The organism is Halomonas sp. LMYGS-3 (assembly GCF_059509875.1).
Genome location: NZ_JCAKFQ010000009.1, coordinates 99,622 through 125,259 on the forward strand (window position 1 = coordinate 99,622; position 25,638 = coordinate 125,259).

Here is a 25,638-nt window from a genome sequence, read left to right on the forward strand (position 1 = left end):
TTACACGGCCTCCTTCGGTTCGGTGTTGTGCTTCATCTTGAACTCGTTCTCCTCGATCTGCTCCGGGTTGAGCGTGCGCAGCACCCAGATGATCAGGCCGATGATGAAGAATGCCGACGGCGGCAACAGCAGCAGGCCGTTGGGCACGTACCAGCCGCCGTCCTGCACGGGGTGCAGCACGGTGAAGCCGAACACACTGCCCGACCCGAACAGCTCCCGGAAGAAGCCCACGGTCATCAGGATGAAGCCGTAACCGAGACCGTTGCCGATGCCGTCCAGGAAGGACATGCCTGGCGTGTTGGTCATGGCGAAGCCTTCGGCGCGCCCCATGACGATGCAGTTGGTGATGATCAGGCCGACGAACACCGAGAGCTGTTTGGACATCTCATAGGCATACGCCTTGAGGATCTGATCGACCACGATCACCAGCGAGGCGATGATGGTCATCTGCACGATGATGCGGATCGACGACGGAATGTGGTGCCGGATCAGCGACACGAACAGGTTCGAGAAGGCCGTGACGAAGATCACCGCCATCGTCATGACCAGCGACACGCTCATGCTGGTCGTCACCGCCAGTGCGGAGCAGATGCCGAGCACCTGCAGGGCAATGGGGTTGTTCTTGAAGACCGGCGTCGTCAGGACGCCCTTGGGAGTAGCGGCTGACATGATCAGGCTCCTTCAGCTTCGAGTTCGACATCGGCATCCTGAGAGTCTTCCTGCTCGATGCCGCTGCGGAATTTCGCCAGGTACTCGCCGAAACCTTCCGGGCTCAGCCAGAACTGCAGCATGTTGGTCACGCCGTTGCTGGTCAGGGTGGCGCCGGAGAGTCCGTCGACCTCATGCTCGCCACTGCCGCTTCCCTTGGCCACACGGATGGCCGGGCTCAGACTCCCCTCGTCGTCGAAGATCTGCTTGCCTTCCCACTGAGCCTGCCAGCGCGGGTTGTTGACCTCGGCACCCAGCCCGGGGGTCTCGCTGTGCTCGTAGTAGGTAATGCCGACGATGGTGTTGCCGTCGCCTTCCACGGACATGAAGCCACGCATCAGGCCCCACAGGCCCTGCCCTCGGATCGGCAGGATGATCTGCTCGGGGTCGTCCGGATCGCCCACCAGGTAGACGGTGGCGAAGTGCTCGACGCGCGTCAGCCCGGCAATATCACGCTCGCCGGAGAGGGTACGCGAGGCGGCCGGGTCGCGGCGCGCCTGGAAGCCCTCATAGGTGGCCGGGTCGAACTCGTCGGTGTACTCGCCGGTACGCATGTCCACTACCCGCGGGGTGACGGCCGACCCGAACACCGCATTCACGTCCATGCCCGACTCGTAGAGGTTGGCCACGCTGAGGATGTTGGTCTTGCGATCGAGTTCCTGGTTGAGCTGCTGCAGGGGGCGCAGCGCCACCGCCGCGGTGGAGACGATGACCGAACACACGATGCAGAGTGCGAACGCCACCGTCAGGATCTTCTTGATGGAGTTATTGCTCTGTGCCATCAGGCAGTCTCCTCGGCCGGCACACCGGTGCGCTGCTTACGGCGCTTGATGTTGGCCTGTACAAAGAAGTGGTCGATGAGCGGGGCGAACAGGTTGGCGAACAGGATCGCCAGCATGATGCCTTCGGGGAACGCCGGGTTGACCACGCGGATCAGCACGGTCATCACACCGATCACCACGCCGAAGATCAGGCGGCCCGGGTTGGTCATCGAGGCGGACACCGGGTCGGTGGCCATGAACACCATGCCGAAGGCGAAGCCGCCGATCACCAGGTGCCAGTACCAGGGCATGGCGAACATCGGGTTGCTGTCGGAGCCGACCAGGTTGAACAGCGCACTGGTCGCCACCATGCCGAGGAAGGTCCCGAGCATGATTCGCCAGGAGGCGATCTTGGTCCACAGCAGCACTACCGCCCCGATCAGGATGGCGAGCGTCGACACCTCGCCCATCGAGCCGGGCACGAAGCCGAGGAAGGCGTCCCACCAGCTGTACTGGCTGGAGAGTGCCGCCATGCCTTCCTGGAAGCCGATGGAGAGCGGCGTGGCGCCGGTGAAGCCGTCGGCCGCCACCCACACCGCATCACCGGAGATCTGCGCCGGATAGGCGAAGTAGAGGAAGGCTCGGCCGGTCAGCGCCGGGTTGAGGAAGTTCTTGCCGGTGCCACCGAAGATCTCCTTGCCGATCACCACCCCGAAGGTGATGCCGAGCGCCACCTGCCACAGCGGAATGGTCGCCGGCAGGATCAGGGCGAAGAGCACGGAGGTGACGAAGAAGCCTTCGTTGACCTCGTGGCCGCGCTTGACGGCGAACAGCACCTCCCAGAAGCCACCCACGGCGAAGGTCACCAGGTAGATGGGCAGGAAGTAGGTCGCACCGAGCACGAAGTTGGCCCACAGGCTGTCGGGGTTGTGGCCGCTGGCGAGGATCATCATGATCGCCTCGCGCCAGCCGTCCATGGAGGCGAAGCCGTCGGCGATGGCCAGGTTGGCCTGCCAGCCGGCGGCCCACATGCCGAACAGCATGGCCGGGAAGGTGCACAGCCACACGGTGATCATGATGCGCTTGAGGTCGACCCCGTCGCGCACGTGGGCGGTGGTCTTGGCCACGCTGGGCGGCGAGTAGAAGATGGTGTCTACCGCTTCGAAGAGCGGGTAATACTTCTCGTACTTGCCACCCTTGTGGAAGTGCGGCTCGAGATTGTCGAGTGTCTGTCGAATCCCCATCATCAGGCCTCTTTCTCGATCATGGTGAGGTTGTCGCGCAGGATGGGACCGTATTCGTACTTGCCGGGGCACACGTAGGTGCACAGGGCCAGGTCCTCCTCATCCAGTTCCAGACAACCGAGCTGCATGGCCGTCTCGATGTCACCGACGATCAGCGAGCGCAGCAGTTGAGTAGGCAGGATGTCCAGCGGCATCACATCCTCGTAGACCCCCACCGGCACCATGGCCCGCTCGGAGCCGTTGGTCGATGTCGTCGGGGCATAGTCCTTGAGACCCATGAACTTCGACAGGTAGATCCCCAGCACCGAGTGACGGTTGGCACCCAGTGACATCCAGCCCATGAAGACGCGCTTGTTACCCTCTTCCAGCAGGCTGATCTGGTTGTGGAAGCGACCCAGGTAGCGCAGGCTCCCCTCGGCGGTAAAGCCGGAGAAGACGGAGCCGGAGATGACCCGGGTGCCGTCGGGATCGATCACCTCGCCGGCCAGCAGCTCGTCGGTGCTGACACCGATCCGGGTACGCAGCAGGCGCGGCGTCTCGGCGCGCGGGCCGCCCACGGCGACGACGCGACTCATGTCCAGCCTGCCTTCGGCGAACAGCGTGCCGAAGGCGATCACGTCCTGGTAGCCGATGTGCCAGACGCGCTTGTGCAGGGCGACCGGCGAGAGGTAGTGGATATGGGTACCGACCAGCCCGGCCGGATGTGGACCGCCGAAGGTCTCGACCTGCACGCCCTCGACGTCACCGCCCGGGATGCGGGCGCCGGGAGCGGTGCAGAGGTAGACCTTGCCCTCGGTGAGACGGGCCAGCACCTTGAGGCCGTCCTCGAAGGCTTGCGGCTGCTCGTTGATGATCTCGGCGGGATCGGCGCACAGCGGATGCGTATCGACGGCAGTGACGAAGATGTCCGCCGGCACGCCATCGACGGCCGGGGTACGCGAATAGGGACGCGTACGCAGCGCGGTCCACAGGCCGGACTCGACCAGCTGGTCGACCACGGCCTGGCGCTCCAGGCCCTCGAGCTTGTCACGCCCATGGGCAGTGAACTCGACCGCCTCCTCGTTCTCGTCGACCTTGATCACCACCGACAACAGCTTGCGTTTCTCGCCGCGATTGATGGCCACGACCTCGCCCGCGGCAGGCGCGGTGAAGCGCACGCCGTCGATCTTCTTGTCGGTGAAGAGCAGCTGGCCCAGCTTGACTCTATCCCCCTCCCGGACCTCCATGGTCGGCTTCATGCCGACGTAGTCGGTACCCAGGATCGCCACGTGGCGTGCCGAGCGCGCATCCTCGATGCGCGACTCGGGCGCCCCCGTGATGGGGAGATCCAGGCCTTTCTTGACTTCGATCATAGTCTCGCCCAGTTGATGGATCGGATATACGAAGGAAAGGGGTTCGAATGGATTCGAATTCTTGTGGTTTCAGCACGTTACCAGTCAGGCCCGAGGCAAGCTCGGACCACCCCGAAAAATCCCCGGTATTATAAAGACAAGCCTGGGTGATGACCACCTGCCTGAAGGTCGCAGACGATGCCCCGAGGCAAGTGAAAAATTGTCGCAGGCTGTGGAAACTGCGTTGAAATCGACGGCGAACAGGCGGTTCGGCGGAAGGAGGGAGCGCCTGGGATGGCATGCCGCCCCTCGCTCGAGGGGCGGCGCGGTCAGGACTTACGTCCGGGAGCGGGGCAGCTTGAGGAATTTCACGTTGGAGACCTGCTGCAGGATGCGCACCACCTGGCAGCTGTAGCCGAACTCGTTGTCGTACCAGACGTAGAGCACGGCGTGCCTGCCGTTGGCGATGGTCGCCTTGGCGTCGACGATGCCGGCATGGCGGTTGCCGACGAAGTCGGAGGAGACCACCTCGGGCGAATCGACGTAGTCGATCTGCTTCTGGTAGGACGAATCGATCGACATGCGGCGCAGGTAGTCGTTGAGCGCCTCGGTATCGGTCTCCTTCGCCAGGGTCAGGTTGAGGATCGCCATGGAGACGTTGGGCGTCGGCACGCGGATGGCATTGCCGGTCAGCTTGCCGGAGAGCTCCGGCAGCGCCTTGGCCACGGCCTTGGCGGCCCCGGTCTCGGTGAGCACCATGTTGAGTGGCGCGCTGCGTCCACGGCGATCGCCCTTGTGGTAGTTGTCGATCAGGTTCTGGTCGTTGGTGTAGGCGTGCACCGTCTCCACATGGCCATGCTCGATGCCGTATTCGTCGTTGAGTACCTTGAGTACCGGCACGATGGCATTGGTGGTACACGACGCCGCGGAGAGGATACGGTCCTCCGGGGTGATGTCGCCGTCGTTGATGCCGAAGACGATGTTCTTGACATCGCCCTTGCCCGGGGCGGTCAGCAGTGCCTTGGCGACGCCCTTGCACTGCAGGTGCTGGCCCAGGCCCTCCTCGTCGCGCCAGATACCGGTGTTGTCCACCACCACGGCGTTGTCGATGCCGTAGGCGGTGTAGTCCACGTCGGCCGGGGAATCGGCATAGATCACCTGGATGACATTGCCGTTGGCGGTGATGGTACGCGCCTCGGCATCGACCTGGATGGTGCCGTCGAAGGGGCCGTGCACGGAGTCGCGGCGCAGCAGGCTGGCCCGCTTCTCGAGGTCCTTGGCGATATCGCCGCGGCCACGCACGACGATGGCCCGCAGGCGCAGCAGGTTGCCGCCGCCGGCCTTCTCGACCAGCACCCGGGCCAGGATGCGACCGATGCGGCCGAAGCCGTAGAGCACCACGTCCTTGGGCTCGCCGTTCCCGCGCCCCGGATCGTGGCCATCGACGATCTCGTCGAGCTCCTCGCGCAGGAAGGCCAGGGCATCACCACCACCACGCTTCTTGAACGCCACGCCCAGCTTGCCCACGTCGACGTGGGCCGGCCCCAGGTTGAGCTGGGTCATGGCCTGAACCAGCGGAAAGGTGTCCTGGACGGTGAGTTCGGTGCCCTCGATCTTGCGAACGTAGCGGTGGTCCTTGAGGATGCGGATCACCGAGCGGTTGAACAGCGAACGCCCGTAGAGGGTGGTGACCACGTTGTTGTGACGGTAGAGGCTGCCGATCAGCGGGATCATCTGTTCGGCGATCGCCTGGTTGTCGTGCCATTCCTGGAAGACGGTATCGAGGGGTTGCTGACTCACGAGAAGCCTCTCCGGTGATGTTTAAGGGTCGTCATCATTATCGAGGGCCTGTCCGGTGGGGGCAATCGCAGTATGGTCGCAGCCGCTGTAGGGGGATTACAGGAAACGGTGCTTGACTACAAGCGCGTCGCGGGGCTGGTATGATGGCCACCGCAACCAAGCTCGTGCCTCCCCGTAACCCAGCCGAAGAGACCATGCCGAACTTCTCGCCGCTCGATCCCCCGATGCCCCAGGGCCAGCGCGACACCCTCTACTGGCAGACGCCCCCCGGCAGTGCCAGCGCCCTGGCGCTGGCACGACTGGCCAGCGACGCGCCGCTGCTGGTGGTCACCGCCGACACCGCCCAGGCCCAGCGCCTGGAGAGCGACCTGCGCTTCTACGCCCGGGTGCCCGTGCTGCCGTTCCCCGACTGGGAGACCCTGCCCTACGACAGCTTCTCCCCCCATCAGGACATCGTCTCGGCACGGTTACGCACCCTGCGCCGGCTGCAGGACGGCGAACACGGCATCGTGCTGGTGCCGATCAATACCCTGATGCAGCGGCTGCCACCGGTGGCGTACATCGCCGGGCGAGTGCTGACGCTGGAGGTCGGCATGCGCCTCGACCGCGAGGGCTTCCGCGAGAGCCTGTCCCGGGCCGGCTATCGCGCCGTGGAGACCGTCTTCGAACCCGGTGAATACGCCTTGCGCGGCGCCCTGATCGACCTCTTCCCCATGGGCAGCGAAGCACCACTGCGCATCGACCTGTTCGACGATGAGATCGACACCTTGCGCCGCTTCGACCCTGACAGCCAGCGCAGCCAGGACAAGGTCGAGCGCGTCGAACTGCTTCCGGCTCACGAATATTCGCTGTCACGCTCGGCCATCGCCCGCTTCCGCGAAGGCTTCGAGACCCTGTTCGATGTCGACCCGCGCCAGTGCCCACTCTACGTCGACGCCCTCAAGGGCATCCCCTCCCCCGGGCTGGAGCAGTACCTGCCGCTGTTCTTCGAACAGACGGCGACGTTGTTCGAGCACCTGGCCACCGGCACGCGGGTGGCCCTGCTGCCAGGCGTCTTCGAGGCCGCCGAGCACCACTGGACCTCCATCGAGAGCCGTTACGAGAACCTCGGCGTCGACCCCACCCGGCCACTGCTGCCGCCGCACCGCGCCTTCGTCCCGGTGGCCGAGGTGTTCGGCGCCATCAAGCGCCATCCACGGGTGGCGCTGACCGACGATGTCGAGCATCGCCATGCCCGCCCCGTGGCGGCCCAGGCACCTCCCGACGTGGCGGTGGATGCCCGGGCCAGACGGCCGCTCGCCGCCCTGGAGGACTTCCTCGCCGCGCACGCCGACAGCCGGGTGCTGTTCGTCGCCGAGTCCCGCGGGCGACGCGAGGCGATGGAGGAGACCCTGGCCCCGCTGCACCTGGCCCTGCCCCATGTAGAGGGCTTCGACGCCTTCCTCGCGGGCGAGACGCGCCTGGCGATCACCGAGGGTGAGATCGATGCCGGCCTGTGGCTGACCGCACCGGATCTCGCCGTGATCAGCGAGACCGAGCTGTTCGGCGAGGTAGTGCGTCAAAGCCGCCGCCGCGAGAAGGCCACCGACGACAACGAACTGGCGATCCGCCACCTCTCCGAACTGCGCCCCGGCGCCCCGGTGGTGCACCAGGCCCACGGTGTGGGACGCTACCGCGGGCTCGAGACCCTGGAGGCCGGCGGTCAGGCCGCCGAGTTCGTGGCCCTCGAGTATGCCGACGGCGCCCGCCTCTATGTCCCCGTCGACAGCCTGCACCTGATCTCGCGCTACGCCGGGGTCGATGACGAGCTGGCTCCGCTGCACCGGTTGGGCTCGGACAGCTGGGAGAAGGCCAAGCGCAAGGCCGCCGAGAAGATCCGCGACACCGCCGCCGAGCTGCTCGATATCTACGCCCGCCGCGAGGCCCGGGAGGGCTTCGCCTGTGACCCGCCGGATGCCGAGTACGCCCGCTTCGCGGCCAACTTCCCCTTCGAGGAGACCCCCGACCAGCGCGGCGCCATCGCCGCCGTGATCGGCGACATGACGGCCCCGCGGCCCATGGACCGGGTGGTCTGCGGCGACGTGGGTTTCGGCAAGACCGAGGTGGCCATGCGGGCCGCCTTCCTCGCCGTGCACTCCGGCCGCCAGGTGGTGGTACTGGTGCCCACCACCCTGCTCGCCCGCCAGCACTACGAGAACTTCCGCGACCGTTTCGCCGACACCGCCGTGCAGATAGAGCTCATCTCGCGCTTTACCGCCGGCAAGGGCCAGGCCGAGTCGCTCAAGCGGATCGAGGGCGGCCAGGCCGATATCGTCATCGGCACCCACAAGTTACTGTCGAAATCGATGCAGCTGCCCAACATGGGACTGCTGATCATCGACGAGGAGCACCGCTTCGGCGTGGCCCAGAAGGAGAGACTCAAGCGCCTGCGTGCCGAGGTCGACATCCTGACCATGACCGCCACGCCGATTCCGCGCACCCTGAACATGGCCATGAGCGGCATCCGCGACCTGTCGATCATCGCCACCCCGCCGGCCCGACGCCTCTCCGTGAAGACCTTTGTCCAGCAGCGCGACGAGGCGGTGATCAAGGAGGCGCTGCTGCGCGAGATCCTGCGCGGCGGCCAGGTCTACTTCCTGCACAACGAGGTCAAGACCATCGAGACCGCTGCCGAGAAGGTGCGCGAGCTGGTGCCCGAGGCCCGGGTCGCGGTCGCCCACGGCCAGCTGCCCGAGCGCTCGCTGGAACGGGTGATGTCGGACTTCTACCACAAGCGCTTCAACGTGCTGGTCTGCTCCACCATCATCGAGACCGGTATCGACGTGCCCAGCGCCAACACCATCGTCATCGAGCGCGCCGACCGCTTCGGCCTGGCCCAGCTGCACCAGTTGCGTGGCCGGGTCGGCCGCAGCCACCATCAGGCCTACGCCTATCTGCTCGCCCCGCACCCCCGGAGCATGACCCGAGACGCCGTCAAGCGCCTGGAGGCGATCGCCGGCGCCGAGGACCTGGGCGCGGGCTTCACCCTGGCCAGCCACGACATGGAGATCCGCGGTGCCGGCGAACTGCTCGGCGAGGAGCAGAGCGGCCAGATGGAGGCGTTGGGCTACGGGCTCTACATGCAGATGCTCGACCGCGCGGTACAGGCCATTCGCGCCGGCAAGACCCCCAATATCGAGGCACCGCTGGACGAGGGCGTGGAAGTGAGCCTCAACCTGCCGGCGCTGATTCCCGACGACTACCTGCACGACGTGCAGCAGCGCCTGGTGATGTACAAGCGCATCGCCAGCGCCGCGGACGAGGCCGAGCTCAAGGAGCTGCAGGTGGAGATGGTCGACCGCTTCGGCCTGCTGCCTGCCCCGGTGAAGACCCTGCTGCGCCAGACGAAGCTGCGCCAGCGTGCCGAGAAGCTCGGCGTCGTGCGTCTCGAGGCGGGGCCGGAGAAGGGGCGGGTGATCTTCGGTCGCCAGACCCGGGTCGACCCCCTGACCCTGGTCGAACTGATCCAGCGCGCCCCCGGGCGCTACCGCCTCGACGGCGCCGACACCCTGCGCTTCGAAGAAGACATGGCGCAGCAAGAAGCGCGCTTCCAGGCCGTGGAGCGCCTGCTCGAAGCGCTCAACCGCAAGGCCGAGGCGGCCTGAGCGAGATTTTGCCACGCGGCACTGGCGCACCGCTGCGCAGCAGGGCAATCTATACTGTCAGTCAAGCGTGACATCGCAGCCTGACCCCCTGACACCGCCGGCAAGGACACCGGCGATGTCGTGAACCGTCAAGTCCGGCGACGGACGCCTGGGCGTCCGGCCGGACGACAGCACTACGAGATGATGACGTCGATGAAGCACTCAAGACTGGCCAGCCGCTCGGCGAAGGGCCTCCTGACCCTGGGACTCACTGCCGTCCTGGCGACTGCCGCGCTCCCCGGGTCCGCCCTGGCCGAGGAGCAGGAGCTCGCACGCGGCCACTACCCGCTGCCCGAAGCCGGCAACGTGATCGGCGAGGTCTACACCGTCACGGTCGAGGAAGGCGACACCCTGATCGACATCGCCCGCCAGCACAACGTGGGGTACGAGGCGATCCGCATGGCCAACCCGGAGGTCAGTCTCTGGGCGCCCTTCGCCGGCACCGAAGTGGTCATCCCGAACCAGCATATCCTGCCCGATGCGCCACGCGAAGGCATCGTGATCAACCTCTCCGAGCTGCGTCTCTACTACTACTCGGAGCCGGGCGTGGTCGAGACCTACCCGATCAGCGTGGGCCGTGACGGCTACGCTACGCCCGTCGGCGTGACGAAGACCACCGTCAAGGTCAAGGACCCGGCCTGGTCGCCGCCGCGCTCGATGCGCGAGGAAGCCGCCGCCCGGGGCGAGCCGGCGCCTGAGGTGGTGCCGCCCGGCCCGGACAACCCGCTCGGCCGCCACGCCATCCTGCTCGGCCTGCCGAGCTACCTGATCCATGGCACCAACATGCCCGACGGCGTCGGCATGCGCGCCAGCCGCGGCTGCATCCGCATGTTCCCCGAGGACATCGAGTCGCTCTACGATCGCGTGCCGAGCGGCACCAAGGTGAACATCGTCGACCAGCCCTTCAAGGCGGGCTGGTCGGAGGACGGCGTGCTCTACGCCCAGTCCTTCCCACAGCTGGAGGAGAACGAGGGCACCTTCGAGCCGATCCTCAACGCCATCGAGGTGGTGACCCGCGCCTTCGGCGAGGAGCAGCCCCCGGTCGACTACGCCATGTTGCGTGGCGTGGTGGAGAGCCCGGACGGCAGCGTGGTCTCCCTGCTGCGCCAGGCCGAGGAAGAGCCCACCCCTGCCGCCCCGCAGCACGAGGAGGCCGACGACGGGCTGTTCCAGGAGCTCGAGCTCAGCGCCCTGGGCGGCCGTCTGAACTGACCCTGCAGGCGCAGGTTTCGCCCGCCGAGACCTGCCCTGGACGAAAGCGACAGAAACGAGAAAACCCCGCCGAAAGCGGGGTTTTCTCGTACTGCAGAACCGCCACCATCCATGGATGATGCCGGCACTCCCGGCAGAATTACTTCTGCATGGAGCGCTGGAACATGCGGTTCATTTCCTCACGGTTCTGCTCGGACATCTGCAGAGCCGCCTGGGCGTCACGCTGTGCCTGGTTGGCGGTGTTCTGGGCCTGGGTGGCGATGCTGCGTGCTTCAGCGGCGTCGGCCTGAGCGGCTTCGGCAGTCTGACGCACTTCTTCCAGAGCGCTGTTGGAAGCACAGCCGGCCAGGATGGCCAGGGAAGCAGCAGCGGCGGTCAGCTTCAGGGTGGTCTTCAGAGTCATGGTGTTCTCCTTGAGTCTTCCTTGGGTAGTGCGTTGGTGATGCCTGACATCAGGCTTCCTGCTCATGCAGGATTTTCTTGCAGCGACTTCTGCTGCGAAGCACAGGAGTCAAACGCTGTTTTATTATACACAACGGCGCTTGTCCATAGCTTTGAACGTCCCTTGCGCAGGTAAAGCCTAGCGGATCACGACGCGGGTGCCAATGCCGATCAGCTCGGCCAGCCGCTCGATCTGCGAATCGGTCACCGCCACGCAGCCCTGGGTCCAGTGGAAACGGCTATGGATATCGGGGTCGCCCTTGCCAATGCCGTGGATGCCGATGAAGCCTCCCAGGACCGTCTGCTGCGGAGGATAGCCGCGACGGCGATAATAGTCGAAATAGTCGTCATAGTCCTGCTGCGTATAGAGCCCCGAGTCCAGCGCCATGCGCGCATGGGCCGGTGTCGGGTAATCGAGCCCGATGAAGATGTGCCAGTCGCTCTCGCGGTTGAAGCGGTTGACGCGGAATTCGCCGAGTGGGGTCACGTTGTCGCCTCTCGTCCGCTGGGTCTTGGCCCCGCCACGCCCCAGGGAGATCGGCGCGAAACGCTCGAGCTGGACATTCCCGCGATAGAGGGTCAGGGTCGCCTCGCGATCATCGACCAGCACCCAGAGTTCGTCGGGATAGCGCGGCAGGTGGGCACGCGACAGCAGGGTCTCGATCAGGTTGGCCCGAGCGGCCTCCGCGCCCAGCAAGGCGAACGGAGCGCTCAATGCCATCAGGGTGAAGCGACGGCGGGACAATGGGGTCATCGGGCGATTCTCGACAGCGGGAACGAAACGGAACTCGATGCCGTTATAACGCACTCCAGAGGCCCCTGCCAGGTGTTTCCCTCAACGCAGCTCCCCCCTGCTCCCGGCCATGGCCAGCCGACCGGCGTTGCCGACCACGCTCAGCGAACTCAGCGCCATGGCCAGCACGGCCACCTGGGGAGGGATCGTCATCCATACCGCCAGGGTCAGGGCCAGGGCATTGTAGGCGGCCGACAGCACCAGATTCTGCCCCATCACCCGCCGGGTCGCCCGGGCGATGTCGATGGCCTCGCGCACGCCTCCCGGCCCCGGGCGCAGCAGCAGGATTCCGGCGGCTTCCTGCGCCGCCGTGCTGGCACCGAGCGGCGCCACCCCCAGGCTGGCCGCGGCCAGCGCCGGGGCGTCGTTGACGCCGTCGCCCACAAAGAGCGACGGCCGCGGCAGCGCCGCCGCCAGGGCGCGCTTCTGCTCGGGGTCCCGGCCGGCGAAGCAGGCAGCCTCGGCCAGGCCGAGTTCACTGCCCAGGCGGCGGACCAGGGGCGCGCGGTCGCCGCTGATCAGCGCCACGGCCAGCCCCTCGTCGTGCAACGACGCCAGCAGCGGCCCGGCGGCAGGGTCGGGAGCATCGGCCAGCCACAGGCTGCCGAGCCAGCGCCGCCCCCGGGCCAGGTCGACCCGGGTACAGGCCGGATCGTCGGCCAGGTCCGCCGGCGGCATGACGCCGAGCCCCTTGAGCCAGGCGGGCGAGCCGATACACAGGGCGGCATCCTCCTCACCCGCCGAGGGCGGTGCCAGCCAGGCGACACGGCCACGGCCGGCCCGCTCCTCGACCCGCGCGGGCGCCTCGTCCGGCAACAGCCCCCTCGCCAGCGCCCGGCGGCGGATCGCACGCCCTACCGGATGCTCGCTGCCCCACTCCAGCCGGGCGGCCAGCCGCAGCAGCTCCGTCTCCGTCATCCCCGGGGCCGGCCGCAGCGCCGTCACCGCCAGCTCGCCCAGGCTCAGGGTACCGGTCTTGTCGAAGGCCACGCTGCGCACGCCACCGGCCAGCTCCAGGGCCACCGGGTCGCGAAACGCCACGCCCCGCTCCAGCCCCCTGGCACTGCCCGCCAGCGTGGCCAGCGGCACGGCCAGGCCGACGGCGCAGGGACAGGCGACCACCAGGACCGAGAGCGCGCGCACCAGTGCCTCCTCCGTCGCCACGCCGAACGCCATCAGCAGCGCCAGGGTCGCCAGCGACAGGCCGATCGCCAGCGGCGAGAGCCAGGCGGCGAAGCGCTCGGCCAGCGCGCGCCGCCGCCCCCTGGCGGCCTGCTGCCGCTGCATGTCGCGATAGAGCCGGTCCAGCCGGCACTCGCCGGCCCGGGCGGTGACCGCCAGGGTGAAGGCAGCGCCGCGGTTGCGACTGCCGGCCGCCACTTGGTCGCCGCGGGTCATCCGGCAGGGCCGGCTCTCGCCGGTGAGCGGCGAGAGATCGAGCCGAGCCCCGGCGTCGAGCAGTTCACCGTCCAGGGGCACGCGCGCCCCGGCCGCCACCCGGACCCGTTCGCCGGTGGCCACCTCCCCGAGCGGCACCCGGAGCGTGCCCGCTTCACGCAGTACCGTGGCCTCCGCCGTGGCCGGCATCAGCCCCTCGAGCGCCCGGAGGCTGCGGTAGCGAACCAGGGTCTCGACCCAGCGTCCGGCCAGCAGCAGCAGGATCAGCATCACCGCCGTATCGAAGTAGACCTCTGCCGAACCACGCCACAGCAGCCAGGCCGACACCGCCAGGGCCGCGGCGACGCCCAGCCCTACCAGGGCGTCCATCCCGGGCCGACCGGCGCGCAGGGTGCGCCAGGCGGCCACGTAGAAGGGCCCCCCGGCGTGCAGTACCACGGGCACGGCGAAGGCACCGGAGACCAGCGCCATCACCCGCTCGAGCCGCGGCTCGGGCAGGGCCCCGACATAGATCAGCAGCGACGCCAGCATCGTCCACATGCCGAACAGCGCCGCCACCGCCAGGCGGCCCGCCAGATGGCGGCTCTCGGCGTCGAGGCGCGCCTCGGCATCCGGGGCCGACTCCGGCGGATGCAGCCGGTAGCCCAGGCGCGCCACCGGCGGCGACAGGGCCGCGTCGCCGATGGCCTCGGGCTCGCCCGCTACCAGCAGGGTCGCGCTGGTGTAATCGACGCCCACCCGGTGCACCCCCGGCAGTCGCCCCAGGCGATGCTCGATGGCCAGGGCGCAGCCATTGCACCACATGCCCGACAGCGAGTAGAGCGCCTCCTCGGTCGGCGAGCCCCGATGGGGGGCAGACGCGGCACGGCTATCGGCAGTCGAGGGCATGGCGATTCACCTGCAGCGGGCTCAGAGACAGGGGGGCAACACCACCAGCGGCAGCCCGACGAAGGCCACCCCGGCGGCCGAGAAGAGGTGCAGCCCGGCACCCAGGGCCGCCATGAAGCGCGCCCTGCCCCGCTCACGCCATGCCGCGGTCAGGCAGGCACGCACCAGCCAGCCCAGCAGCCCGAGGGTAGCGAGCGTCAGCAGGCCCAGCCAGAGGTTGAGGCCGGTCATCGCGCCCTGCCCCGGGGCCGGCGGCGCCACGGCACAGGCCACCGAGAGCCCGCCGTAGAGCGCCACGAACCACAGGCTCCAGATCGTCAGGCCCAGGACCAGCTGCAGCGGATGAGTGGCCGCCAGCCGGGGAAGACGCCGCCTCATGCTCCGCCTCCGATCAGCCTCGGCAGCAGCCCCAGGGCCGCCACCAGGATCCAGTAGACGCCGAGCTGATAGCGCCACAGCAGGGCGACCACCCCGGGCTCGAAGGGCAGGCGCGCACCGACCAGGCCGAGGGCGGCGCGCGCCCCCTGCAGGCCGACCAGTACGCCGGCCAGCAGACCGTGCGCCAGGGCATAGAGCAGCGCCACCAGCAGGACGGCGTCGTGGGCGCTGGCGGTCGGTGCCAGCTCCGCCCGCCACAGCAGCGCCGCCCCCAGCAGCAGGTGCAGCCCGCCCAGGGCGGCGATGGCGAACAGTGCGGCCGCAAGCCCGTCGTCCTCACCGGCGCGCAGGGCCCGCAGGCGCCGCTCCAGCCACAGGGCGCCGAGGGTGAAGGCGCCCCCCGCCCCGACCAGCAACGGAAGCGACAGCGGCGAACGCTCGGGCATCTGCCACTCGGGCGAGACGGTCCAGAGATAGAACCAGCCGAACAGCAGCGAGAGGAAGAAGGCGCCGTCGGCGAGCAGCGCCACCCCCATGGTCCAGCGCCCGGGGCCGTCGTGGGTGCGGGAGTGCAGCGGCGGCGAGCCGGGCTCGTCGTCGCCTGGCGGTGCGGCGACGGGGTGGGCACCGTTCTCCCAGGACCAGCGCAGCAGCAGCAGCGCCGCCACCGCGAAGGCCGCCAGGGCGAGCGGATAGAGGCGCACCAGCAGCGCGATGCAGACCACCGCCAGGCAGGCCGCGGCGGCGAGCGGCCACCAGCTGTTGGTGGGCAGGTGGATCACCTCGCGCACCCGGCCGGTGAGCGCCTCGCCGCCGAGCAGTTCACGGCGACCGTGGGAGGCATCGGCGAGGGCGTGTTCGCCACGCGCGATCTCGCCGGCGAGCCCCGGGTTCTCCCAGAGCGGATGGCGGGTCTCGACCCGCGGCTGGCTGGCGAAGTTGTAGGGCGGCGGTGGCATGCCCAGGCTCCACTCCAGGGTATCGGCCCCCCAGGGATTGGGCGGCGCCGGGCGGCCGAAGCGGAAATGCAGGGCCAGGTCGAGCAGCACCATGGCGATGCCCGCCGCCATCACGAAGCCGCCGAGCGACGAGATCAGGTTGTAGAGGTCCCAGCCCATGGCCGTGTCGTAGGTGTAGAGGCGCCGCGGCATGCCCACGAGCCCCGTCCAGTGCATGATCAGGAAGGTCAGGTTGAAGCCGACGAAGGTCAGCCAGAAGCCGAGCCGGCCCAAGCGTTCCGAGGGCAGGCGCCCGGAGACCAGCGGCAGCCAGTAGACGAACCCGGCCATCAGCGGGAAGAGCATGCCCCCCACCAGCACGTAGTGGAAGTGGGCCACCACGAAATGGGTGTCGTGGACCTGCCAGTTGAACGGCACCAGCGCCAGCATCACCCCGGTGAGACCGCCACAGACGAAGATGACCAGGAAGCCGAGGATCCACAGCATCGGCAGGGTCATGCGCGGGCGGCCCAGCCACAGGGTCGCCAGCCAGGCGAAGACCTGGATGGCGGTGGGTACCGCCACCAGCATGCTGGCCGCCGAGAAGAAGGCCTGGGCCAGCTGGGGGATCCCCACCGTGTACATGTGGTGGACCCAGAGCCCGAAGCTGATGAAGCCGGTGATGACGATCGCCGCCACCACCCAGCCGTAGCCGACGATGGGCCGCCCGGCGAACACCGGCAGCAGGGTCGAGACGATGCCCGCCGCCGGCAGGAAGATGATGTAGACCTCGGGGTGGCCGAACAGCCAGAACAGGTGCTGCCACAGGATGGGGTCGCCGCCCCCCTCCACGGCGAAGAAGGGCATCCCCGCGGCGCGCTCCAGCTCGAGCAGCACGCTGCCGAGGATCAGCGGCGGGAAGCCCACCACGATCATCAGCGCCATGGCCAGGATGTACCAGGCGAACAGCGGCATGCGGTGCAGCGCCATGCCCGGCGCCCGGGTGCGCAGGATCGACACCGTCAGCTCGACGCCGGCCGAGAGCGCCGAGATCTCGATGAAGGTGATGCCGAGCAGCCAGAAATCGGAGCCCGGGCCCGGGGAGTGCTCGCCGGAGCTCAGCGGGGTGTACATGAACCAGCCGCTGTCCGGCGCCACCTCCAGCAGCAGGCTCGAGAAGAGGATGATGCCGCCGAACAGGTAGCACCAGTAGCCGAAGGCGGTGAGCCGCGGACAGACCAGGTCGCGGGTCCCGATCATCTTGGGGATCAGGTAGATCGCCAGCCCCTCGAGCATGGGGATGGCGAACAGGAACATCATCACCGTGCCGTGCATGGTGACGACCTGGTGGTAGATCCCGGGCGCCATGAAGGCCTGGTCGGGGAGCGCCAGTTGGGTGCGCAGTAGCATCGCCAGCACCCCACCGAGCAGGAAGAACACGAGCCCGGTGGCCATGAACCGCAGCCCCAGGGTGCTGTGGTTGACCACCGTCAGGGCACGCCAGCCGCGGGGATTGGCCCACACCGCCTCGAGCTCGCGGTGCAGCCGCGCGACCTCGGCGTCTCCGCTGGCACTATGCGGCGTCTCGCTCATGGGCGCAGGGTCTCCAGCCAGGCACCGAGGGCCTCGAGGGTCGCGGCGTCGAGATGGTCGTGAGCGGGCATGCGATTGCCGGGCTTGAGCGCCTGGTGCTCGGCCAGCCAGCGAGCAATGGCGCCCTCCTCCAGGGCCAGCACCCCGGCCCCCAGGGTGGCCCGTGAACCGAGATCGGAGAGATCCGGCCCCCCGCTACCCTCGGCGAGGCCGTCGACCCGGTGGCAGCCCGCGCAGTGTTCGGCGAAGGCCTCGCGGGCCGGGTCGTGCCCCTCGGCCTGGGCTGGCGGCCGGCGCCGTGCCGCCAGCCAGGCCTCGAAGTCATCGGGGGGCACGGCCTCGACATGCAGCCGCATATGGGCGTGCTGGGTCCCGCAGAATTCGGCGCACCGGGCACCGAAGACGCCGGGCGCGTCGGCCGCCAGGCGGATGCGATTGACGCGTCCCGGGATCATGTCGATCTTGCCGCCGAGCCGCGGTACCCAGAAGGCGTGGATGACGTCGGCCCCGGTGACGTGGAAGTCCACCGGTTCGCCGGCCGGCATCACCAGCCGATTGGCGGTGACCACCTCGCCCTCGTCGTCGGGATAGCGGATCTCCCACCACCACTGGTGGCCGGTGACCTCGATCACCCGCGGCAGCTCGCCACCGGGCAGCGGCAGGGGCAGCAACCGCTGTCCGGCCGGGACCCCGACGGCCAGCAGCACCAGGATGCTCACTCCGGGCAACAGGATGCCGCCGCCGAGGATCCAGCCCAGGCCGAGCCGACGCTCCCGGGCCGCGCTGCGCCGGACAGGCTCACGGCGCCGAAAGGCGGCCAGCCACAGGCCGACCACGCCCACGAAGACCAGGGTGAAGGCCGAGAGCATGCCCCACCAGAGCCAGGCCACCTCCCGGGCCGCCGGCCCGGCCGGGTCGAGAACGGAGTGATCGCCGCGGCAAGCGGCCAGCACGAGCGGCGACATCGCCAGGCTGGCAAGCTTGACCCCTCTGCGGTGGCGGCCTTCAATGCCAGGCAGGACTCCACGACGACCGACAGGGACGGTGCCATGCCCAGAGCGCAACTCAGATCGCCACGACGCTCGATCCATAGCCGCGTCGCCATCGCCGGCCATCCGCTGCACCCGATGATGATCCACTTTCCCGTGGCCGCGCTGATGGCGCTGGTGGCCAGCGACCTGGGCTACCTCTATACGGGAGACCCCTTCTGGGCCCGCGCCTCGCTGTGGCTGGCCGGGGTCGGCGCCTTCGGCGGCTGGATCGCCAGCCTGGCGGGCCTCGTCGACCTGATCACGGTGAAGGGCATCCGGCGCCTGGTCACCGCCTGGAGTCACGCCGTCGTCGCCGTGGTGATGCTCTCGCTGGCCTCGCTCAACTGGCTGTGGCGCTTTCTCGGTGAGGCGCTGCTGCCCTGGGGCCTGGTGCTGTCGCTCGCCACCGCGGCGGCGATCGCGCTGACCGGCTGGCTCGGCGGCCAACTGGTCTACGAGCATGCGGTGGGGGTGGAACTCGACGACTGAACGTTGGCGATCCGACATTCGCCTCCTCCCTGAACGCCCTCACAGCGCCGGCTTGACCAGCACCAGCCCCACCACCGCCAGCATGCAGGCCGCGGCCAGCCACCCGGCCGCCATGGCCGCGCCCGCGACTCCCCGGGTGTCGCCCTGCTCGAGGCGCAGCGCCAGCCAGCCACAGGCACCATGGGCCAGCACCATGCCGGCCACCGCCAGCAGCTTGAGCACCAGCCAGCCACCGGCGAGGCCCTGCCCCAGGAACAGCAGCGTACCCGAGGCGATGGCGAGCAGCGCGGCGGGAGCGGCCAGGCTGTTGTAGACGAAGCGCGGCATGGGCGGCGAGCCAGCGGCAAAGGAGGCCCTGCCGGACGTGGCACGCGCCGACTGCACCACCAGCGCCGGCAGGTAGAGTAACGAACCGCACCAGGTCACCAGCGCCACGATATGGAGAAACTTGAGCCAGGGCATGGGCGTCCTTGCGTCTCACGCCCGCCGACACCACCGCCGGAGGGCACTTCTCACCCTAGCCGAGCTGCCCGGTGCCAGCCAATCCGGGCACACCTCAGCCGAACAGCCCCTGGCTCCTCAGGTATTCATCGTAACTGCCGCTGAAGTCGGTGATGCCGGCGTCGCTCATGTCGAGGATGCGGTTCGCCAGCGAGGAGACGAACTCGCGGTCGTGGCTGACGAAGATCAGGGTGCCGGGGTAATGCTCGAGGGCCAGGTTGAGCGCCTCGATGGACTCCATGTCCAGGTGGTTGGTGGGCTCATCCATCAACAGCACGTTGGGCCGGGTCAGCGACAGCTTGCCGAACAGCATGCGGCCCTGCTCGCCGCCGGAGATCACCTTCACCGACTTGCCGATGTCATCGCTGGAGAACAGCATCCGTCCCAGGGCGCCGCGGATCACCTGCTCGCCGCCATCGGTCCACTGGGCCATCCACTCGAACAGGGTGGCGTCGTTGGCGAAGTCGTCGGCGTGATCCTGGGCGAAGACGCCGAGCTCGGCGCTGTCGGTCCAGCGCACCGCCCCGGCCTGGGGGTGCAGCTCGCCGGCGAGCGTCCTGAGCAGGGTGGTCTTGCCGATGCCGTTGGGGCCGATGATGGCGATACGCTCGCCGGCCTCCACGGTCATGGAGAGCCCCTCGAACAGCGCTGCCTCGCCCGGATATCCCTGGCTCAGCGCTTCGACGTTGACCGCATTGCGGTGGATCTTCTTGCCCTGTTCGAAGCGGATGAACGGGCTGACCCGGCTCGAGGGCTTGATGTCCTCGAGCTTGATCTTGTCGATCTGGCGCGCCCGGGAGGTCGCCTGCTTGGCCTTGGAGGCGTTGGCCGAGAAGCGGCTGACGAAGGCCTGCAGCTCGGCGATCTGCGCCTTCTTCCTGGCGTTGTCGGCGTACTGACGCTCGCGGGCGGCGGTGGCGGCGGTCATGTAGTCGTCGTAGTTGCCCGGGAACAGCTTGATCTCGCCATAGTCCAGGTCGGCCATGTGGGTGCAGACGCTGTTGAGGAAGTGGCGGTCGTGGGAAATGATGATCATGGTGCTGTTACGCGCCGTGAGCACCCCCTCCAGCCAGCGGATGGTGTTGATGTCCAGGTGGTTGGTCGGCTCGTCGAGCAGCAGCACGTCGGGGTCGGCGAACAACGCCTGGGCCAGCAGCACGCGCAGCTTCCAGCCCGGCGCCACCTCGCTCATGGGCCCGCTGTGCTGGTCGATGGGGATGCCGAGCCCCAGCAGCAGCTCGCCGGCGCGGGCCTCGGCGGTATAGCCGTCGAGCTCGGCGAAGCGGACCTCCAGGTCGGCCACCGCCATGCCGTCGGCCTCGCTCATCTCCGGCAGCGAGTAGATGCGCTCGCGCTCGGCGGCTACCTGCCACAGCTCACGGTTGCCCATGATCACGGTGTCGATGACCCGCTCGGCTTCGAAGGCGAACTGGTCCTGGCCCAGCTTGCCGAGCCGCGCACCCGACTCGACCATCACCTGGCCCGACGACGGCTCCAGATCGCCGCCCAGGATCTTCATGAAAGTGGACTTGCCACACCCGTTGGCGCCGATCAACCCGTAGCGGTGGCCGTTGCCGAACTTGATGGAGACGTTCTCGAACAGGGGCTTGGCCCCGAACTGCATGGTGATGTTGGCGGTGGAGATCACGTGGGGGGGGTCCAGGTCGGTGCACTAAAGTGCGCGATTGTACCGGTTATGGCCCCGCGTCACACGCCGCGGATGAAACCTCGCCACCGCGGCCGCGGTGGCGAGGTCGAGTCAGCGGCTCAGTCGTGGCGGTCCACGATGAAGATGCTCTGCAGCTTGTGCTTCTTGCCGTAGAGATGCACCGTGGTCTCGTCGAAGGGGAAACGCTCGAGGTACTCGCTTTTGCTGTTGAAACGCGGCTTGTGGGCGTTGATCATTGCCGCCGCCAGCCGTTCTCGGTTGGCGTGACCACAGAGCCCCACGGCATACCAGAGCTCCTCGCCGGGCTGCAGGAAGGAGCGCCACTTGTCCTGATCCTCGTGGTGCTCCAGGCCAAAACGTGCGCTGCGGTGCTCCCCCACGTAGAGCAGCTCCTGCACGTCCATCTCGCCGCTCTCGGGGTCCCGGGCGGCCCGGAACACGCAGTAGATGCCCGACTCGTCGGGGGCATCGTGGCGGTGCTCGTCCGTCCAGTACCCCAGCATCTTGGGCGAAAGCATCTGATCCGTCATGGCATCCTCCTCAGTAGTCCTCGAGCCGTTGCATGTCCCTGGCGATGCGTCGCACCTCGGCTTCGTGGCCGGCGGAGAGCGCATCGAAGAACTCCTGCTCGCTGCCGGCTCCGGCTCTGTCGCTGCGGTGGGCATAGAGATCCTGGAGGGTGCGATGGGCGGTCAGTGCCGTGGCCAGCACGCCCTGCACGGTCGTGCAGTCGATACTGTCGGGCAGGCGTTCGAGTACCGGTGGGTGCGGGAAGTCGGCGGGGTCGTCGAACCAGGTCTCGAGCACGCTGCGGTGCCCGCCATTCTCCACCAGATACGATGCCAGGTCCGCCTGCAGCTTGCGCTCACGATCGGCCAGATACTCCAGTGCCATGCGCACCCGCTCCTCGACACCACTGCCTGCCAGCGTCACGTACTGCTCGGCGAGGCGCCCATGATAGTCGGCCGCCCAGGCGACCAGTTCCTTTACCTGATGAAACCGCATGCCCGCCCCTCCTCGTCGCAGTTCGCCAGCGGCACCGCCGACCGGCTCTTGTCTTCATCCTAGCCAACGCCGCTGGGCCGCGCTTGATGTGTATCAACGGAGGATGCTGGAGACGGTGACCCGCCATCGCCCTAGCGGAGCAGCGGCGCCTCGATGGGGGTGAAAACGCTGGCCGCGCGGATCAGGGAATCGGCGGTGAGGCGTTCCACCCCGACCACGGTCACCTCGACACCATGGCGCTCGCGCAGTCGCTCGACCAGCAGGTCGAAGTCGCCGTCGCCCGAGACCAGCACCACTCGGTCGACCCCCGGCGCGGCCTCCACGGCATCGAGGGCGATGCCCACGTCCCAGTCGCCCTTGGTTGATCCGTCACTGCGCTGGATGAAGGGCTTGAGCTTCACGCAGAAACCGATGCGGCGCAGGATGTCCTGGAACTGGCGCTGGCGCGGATCGCCCCGCTCCACCGCGTAGGCGTTGGCGACCACGACCTCGCGCCCGGCGGCGAAGCGCGCCCAGAAGGCATGGTAGTCGAAGTGCTGGCCGAAGGCCTGACGGGTGGTGTAGTAGACGTTCTGCACGTCGACGAGGAGGGCGACACGCTCGGCGGCCATGCGGGTCACCACTCCTGGCTGGTCTCGCGCAGCGCAGCGATCTCCGCCTTGGCCTCGCGCAGGCACCAGCGCAACTCGTCGGCCAGCGCCGCCCCGCTACCGGTGACGATCAGCCCCTGGGCACCGCCGCCAGTGCGCCGGGCCACGCCATCGCTGCCATGCAGGGCCTCGAGCCTGGCCAGCAGCCAGGCCAGCCAGCTGTCCTCGCGCGAGGCGAGTTCGCGCAGCCGGTGCAGTTCGGCCATGGAGCGCCCACCGGGGCCGAGCAGCTCGCGCCAATCGTGGCGCTCGAGCAGGGCGTGCTCGGTGACCTCGCGCAGCAGTGACTGCAGCGCCAGCTCGGTCAGCGCCAGGGCCCCCTCCTCCACCGCCATGCGCCGGGCCTCGACATGCTCGTCGCCACCAGCAGGCGTCTCGAGCAACAGCTCGGCCTGGTAGAGCAACTGGTTGGTACGCGAACGCGGGGTCACTTGCGCTTGTCCTCCACTTGCCACTTGCCGTTGTCGAAGACGGCCTTCCAGCCGGTGGCCTTGCCGTCCTCGTCGGTCATCACGAACTGCTCCTTGGCCTTGCGCGAGAAGCGGATCTGGGCCGGGCGGCCATCCGGGTCTTCGCTCGGCGCATCGAGCAGGAAGCGGTACTTGTCGGGAAGCTCCTCGGCGTGGGCCTTGAGTTCACGCACCAGCGGTGGGCGGGTCTCGCGGTTCTTGGGGAACTTGCTCGCCGCCAGGAACAGCCCGCTGGCGCCGTCACGCAGCACATAGTGGTCGTCGACCTTCTGGCAGGCGAGCTCCGGCATGGGAATGGGGTCCATCTTGGGCGGCGCCACCTCGCCGTTGCGCAGCAGCTTGCGGGTATTCTTGCACGCCTCGTTGGTACAGCCGAAGTACTTGCCGAAGCGCCCGGACTTCAGCTGCATCTCGCTGCCGCACTTGTCGCACTCGATGGTCGGGCCATCGTAGCCCTTGAGGCGGAACCTGCCCTGCTCGACCTCATGGCCGTCACAGTCGGGACTGTTGCCGCAGATATGCAGCTTGCGCGTCTCGTCGATCAGGTAGCTGTCCATGGCGGTACCGCACTTCGGGCAGCGGTGCTTGGCGCGCAGCGCTTCGGTCTCGGCCTCCTCGTCGGCATCGGCGGCCACCGCCTCCTCGCCGGGCAGCAGGTCGATGGTGGTCTTGCAACGCTCCTTGGGCGGCAGGTTGTAGCCGGAGCAGCCCAGGAAGACCCCGGTGGAAGCGGTACGGATCTGCATCTTGCGCCCGCAGCTCGGGCAGTCGATGTCGGTGGGCACCGGCTGGTTGGGGCGCATGCCCTCCTCGCTCTCGGCGGCCTCGAGCTCCTGCCGGAACTCGTCGTAGAAGGCATCGAGCAGGGCGCGCCAGTTGCGCTCGCCCTCGGCCACCTCGTCGAGGCCATCCTCCATCCGCGCAGTGAAGGAGTAGTCCATCAGATCGGGGAACGACTCCTTGAGCCGCTCGGTGACGATGTCGCCGAGCTTCTCGGCATAGAAACGGCGATTCTCCAGCTTGACGTAGCCGCGGTCCTGAATGGTGGAGATGATCGAGGCATAGGTCGAGGGGCGACCGATGCCACGCTTCTCCAGCTCCTTGACCAGGCTCGCCTCGGTGTAGCGGGCCGGCGGCTTGGTGAAATGCTGCCGGGGCTCCAGCGCCGCCAGCGTCATCGGCGTGCCCTCGGCCAGGTCCGGCAGCGATTGATCCTCGTTCTTGCCGGCCGGCTTCATCACCCGGGTGTAGCCGTCGAACTTGAGCACCCGCCCCTTGGCCTTGAGCTCGAAGCCGTCGGCTTCCACGGTCAGGGTGGTGGAGAGGTACTCGGCCGGGGTCATCTGGCAGGCGACGAACTGGCGCCAGATCAGCTCGTAGAGGCGCTCGGCGTCACGCTCCATGCCGGCCAGGTCGGAAGCGCGGCGATCGACCTCGGAGGGACGGATCGCCTCGTGGGCCTCCTGGGCGCCCTCCTTGCTGGAGTAGCGGTTGGGCGCCTCGGGCAGGTAGCGCGGACCGAACTCGCTGCCGATGAAGTCGCGCACGTGCTCCACCGCATCCTTCGACAGGTTGGTGGAATCGGTACGCATGTAGGTGATGTAGCCGGCCTCGTAGAGGCGCTGGGCCAGGGTCATGGTCTTCTTGACCGAGAAACCGAGCCGACCGCTGGCCGCCTGCTGCAGCGTCGAGGTGATGAAGGGTGCGTTCGGCCTGGAACGGGTCGGCTTGTCCTCCCGCGAGGTGATCTTGAGCGACGCCGTGCGCAGCGCGGCGATGCGTTCCAGGGTCTCGGCCTCGGAGGTCGGCCGGAAGGCCTTGCCGTCCTGGCGTGTGAGCTCGAAGCGCACCGGTTCGGCGGTTTCCTCGCCCGCCCCGTCGCCCGGCAGCAGGTCGGCATGGACGTCCCAGAACTCCTCGGGGACGAAGGCACGGATCTCGCGCTCGCGCTCGACGATCAGCCGCATGGCTACCGACTGCACCCGCCCGGCGGAGAGGCCACGGGCGATCTTGGCCCACAGCAGGGGTGAGAGCATGAAACCGACGACACGATCGAGGAAGCGCCGTGCCTGCTGGGCCTCGACCCGCGGGATGTTCAGGCTGCCGGGATCCTGGAAGGCGTCATGGATGGCGTTCCGGGTGATCTCGTTGAACACCACCCGGCGGTAGCGGGACTCGTCGCCCCCGATGGTCTCGCGCAGGTGCCAGGCGATGGCTTCCCCCTCGCGATCGAGATCGGTGGCGAGATAGACGGCATCCGCCTTCTCGGCGAGCTTCTTGAGCTCGGCCACCACCTTCTCCTTGCCGGGCAGGATCTCGTAGTTGGCCTTCCAGCCGTGCTCGGGATCGATGCCCATGCGACGGATCAACTGCTCGCGGGACTTCTGCTTCCGGTACTCGGCCTTCTCCTCCGACGACATCTTCCGGGTCGCAGCGGCCTGGCGCGCACGCTCCTTGGGGTCGGCGGCCGCCTTGCCCGAGCCGCTGGTCGGCAGGTCACGAATGTGCCCCACGCTCGACTTCACGATGAACTCGTTGCCGAGGTACTTGTTGATCGTCTTGGCCTTGGCCGGTGACTCGACGATGACCAGTGACTTGCCCATAGTGCTCCACGATTGTGCATGGCGCGTTGGCATCGCATCGCGCCTGTCGGTT

The 25,638-nt window shown here is 68.1% G+C and carries 21 protein-coding genes; 3 read left to right on the plus strand and 18 right to left on the minus strand.

Going from position 1 to position 25,638, the window contains the following annotated elements:
• From AC5W54_RS10730 to AC5W54_RS10750, 5 genes are all read right to left on the minus strand, one after another.
• Positions 1 to 669: an NADH:ubiquinone reductase (Na(+)-transporting) subunit D gene (locus AC5W54_RS10730; protein WP_495962074.1), complete on the minus strand. Its 669-nt coding sequence runs from the start codon at positions 667 to 669 to the stop codon at positions 1 to 3.
• 2 nt (positions 670 to 671) lie between these two features.
• The gene (locus tag AC5W54_RS10735; RefSeq protein WP_495962075.1) at positions 672 to 1,490 is read right to left on the minus strand and encodes a Na(+)-translocating NADH-quinone reductase subunit C; all 819 of its coding nucleotides are present in this window, start codon (positions 1,488 to 1,490) and stop codon (positions 672 to 674) included.
• On the minus strand, positions 1,490 to 2,716 hold the full coding sequence (locus tag AC5W54_RS10740; RefSeq protein ID WP_495962076.1) for an NADH:ubiquinone reductase (Na(+)-transporting) subunit B: 1,227 nt from the start codon (positions 2,714 to 2,716) through the stop codon (positions 1,490 to 1,492). The genes AC5W54_RS10735 and AC5W54_RS10740 overlap by 1 nt, the downstream gene beginning before the upstream one ends.
• Complete coding sequence (locus AC5W54_RS10745; RefSeq protein ID WP_495962077.1) at positions 2,716 to 4,065, minus strand: Na(+)-translocating NADH-quinone reductase subunit A; 1,350 nt, start codon at positions 4,063 to 4,065, stop codon at positions 2,716 to 2,718. Before AC5W54_RS10745 ends, AC5W54_RS10740 begins: the two co-directional genes overlap by 1 nt.
• Before the next feature lie 315 nt (positions 4,066 to 4,380).
• Entirely contained in the window at positions 4,381 to 5,844 is a 1,464-nt protein-coding gene (locus AC5W54_RS10750) for a glyceraldehyde-3-phosphate dehydrogenase (RefSeq protein ID WP_495962078.1), read from the minus strand.
• 194 nt (positions 5,845 to 6,038) lie between these two features.
• On the opposite strand from AC5W54_RS10750, the gene mfd reads away from it, so the two are divergent.
• Together mfd and AC5W54_RS10760 are read left to right on the plus strand one after the other, a co-directional pair.
• Positions 6,039 to 9,488, plus strand: a complete 3,450-nt coding sequence (gene mfd, locus AC5W54_RS10755) for a transcription-repair coupling factor (protein WP_495962079.1) — start codon at positions 6,039 to 6,041, stop codon at positions 9,486 to 9,488.
• Positions 9,489 to 9,680: 192 nt separating this feature from the next.
• Positions 9,681 to 10,739: a L,D-transpeptidase family protein gene (locus AC5W54_RS10760; RefSeq protein ID WP_495962080.1), complete on the plus strand. Its 1,059-nt coding sequence runs from the start codon at positions 9,681 to 9,683 to the stop codon at positions 10,737 to 10,739.
• 139 nt (positions 10,740 to 10,878) lie between these two features.
• On the opposite strand, the gene AC5W54_RS10765 is transcribed toward AC5W54_RS10760, so the two are convergent.
• The 6 genes from AC5W54_RS10765 to coxB all read right to left on the minus strand — a co-directional run bounded on the left by AC5W54_RS10765 (position 10,879) and on the right by coxB (position 18,133).
• On the minus strand, positions 10,879 to 11,142 hold the full coding sequence (locus AC5W54_RS10765; protein WP_102626103.1) for an Lpp/OprI family alanine-zipper lipoprotein: 264 nt from the start codon (positions 11,140 to 11,142) through the stop codon (positions 10,879 to 10,881).
• Positions 11,143 to 11,319: 177 nt separating this feature from the next.
• A complete protein-coding gene (locus tag AC5W54_RS10770; protein WP_495962081.1) occupies positions 11,320 to 11,934 on the minus strand; it encodes a L,D-transpeptidase family protein in 615 nt (204 codons plus the stop codon).
• A gap of 81 nt (positions 11,935 to 12,015) precedes the next feature.
• Positions 12,016 to 14,259, minus strand: coding sequence for a heavy metal translocating P-type ATPase (locus tag AC5W54_RS10775; protein WP_495962082.1), 2,244 nt, complete (start codon positions 14,257 to 14,259; stop codon positions 12,016 to 12,018).
• 21 nt (positions 14,260 to 14,280) lie between these two features.
• On the minus strand, positions 14,281 to 14,637 hold the full coding sequence (locus tag AC5W54_RS10780; protein WP_495962083.1) for a hypothetical protein: 357 nt from the start codon (positions 14,635 to 14,637) through the stop codon (positions 14,281 to 14,283).
• Complete coding sequence (gene ctaD / locus AC5W54_RS10785) at positions 14,634 to 17,168, minus strand: cytochrome c oxidase subunit I (protein ID WP_495962084.1); 2,535 nt, start codon at positions 17,166 to 17,168, stop codon at positions 14,634 to 14,636. Before ctaD ends, AC5W54_RS10780 begins: the two co-directional genes overlap by 4 nt.
• Positions 17,165 to 18,133, minus strand: a complete 969-nt coding sequence (gene coxB, locus AC5W54_RS10790; RefSeq protein ID WP_495962085.1) for a cytochrome c oxidase subunit II — start codon at positions 18,131 to 18,133, stop codon at positions 17,165 to 17,167. Before coxB ends, ctaD begins: the two co-directional genes overlap by 4 nt.
• Before the next feature lie 84 nt (positions 18,134 to 18,217).
• Between coxB and AC5W54_RS10795 the strand changes: the two genes are divergently transcribed.
• On the plus strand, positions 18,218 to 18,688 hold the full coding sequence (locus tag AC5W54_RS10795) for a DUF2231 domain-containing protein (protein WP_495962086.1): 471 nt from the start codon (positions 18,218 to 18,220) through the stop codon (positions 18,686 to 18,688).
• Between the two features lie 39 nt (positions 18,689 to 18,727).
• Here the strand turns inward: AC5W54_RS10795 and AC5W54_RS10800 are convergent, their stop codons facing one another.
• From AC5W54_RS10800 to topA, 7 genes are all read right to left on the minus strand, one after another.
• The gene (locus AC5W54_RS10800) at positions 18,728 to 19,150 is read right to left on the minus strand and encodes a CopD family protein (protein ID WP_495962087.1); all 423 of its coding nucleotides are present in this window, start codon (positions 19,148 to 19,150) and stop codon (positions 18,728 to 18,730) included.
• 94 nt (positions 19,151 to 19,244) lie between these two features.
• Complete coding sequence (locus AC5W54_RS10805) at positions 19,245 to 20,837, minus strand: ABC-F family ATPase (protein ID WP_495962088.1); 1,593 nt, start codon at positions 20,835 to 20,837, stop codon at positions 19,245 to 19,247.
• Positions 20,838 to 20,956: 119 nt separating this feature from the next.
• The gene (locus AC5W54_RS10810) at positions 20,957 to 21,388 is read right to left on the minus strand and encodes a hypothetical protein (RefSeq protein WP_495962089.1); all 432 of its coding nucleotides are present in this window, start codon (positions 21,386 to 21,388) and stop codon (positions 20,957 to 20,959) included.
• Positions 21,389 to 21,398: 10 nt separating this feature from the next.
• The gene (locus AC5W54_RS10815) at positions 21,399 to 21,863 is read right to left on the minus strand and encodes a 2-hydroxyacyl-CoA dehydratase (RefSeq protein WP_495962090.1); all 465 of its coding nucleotides are present in this window, start codon (positions 21,861 to 21,863) and stop codon (positions 21,399 to 21,401) included.
• Between the two features lie 131 nt (positions 21,864 to 21,994).
• A complete protein-coding gene (locus AC5W54_RS10820) occupies positions 21,995 to 22,474 on the minus strand; it encodes a LabA-like NYN domain-containing protein (RefSeq protein ID WP_495962091.1) in 480 nt (159 codons plus the stop codon).
• Positions 22,475 to 22,479: 5 nt separating this feature from the next.
• Complete coding sequence (locus tag AC5W54_RS10825) at positions 22,480 to 22,944, minus strand: DUF6586 family protein (RefSeq protein WP_495962092.1); 465 nt, start codon at positions 22,942 to 22,944, stop codon at positions 22,480 to 22,482.
• Complete coding sequence (gene topA, locus AC5W54_RS10830) at positions 22,941 to 25,586, minus strand: type I DNA topoisomerase (RefSeq protein WP_495962093.1); 2,646 nt, start codon at positions 25,584 to 25,586, stop codon at positions 22,941 to 22,943. Before topA ends, AC5W54_RS10825 begins: the two co-directional genes overlap by 4 nt.
• Between the last annotated feature and the right edge of the window lie 52 nt (positions 25,587 to 25,638).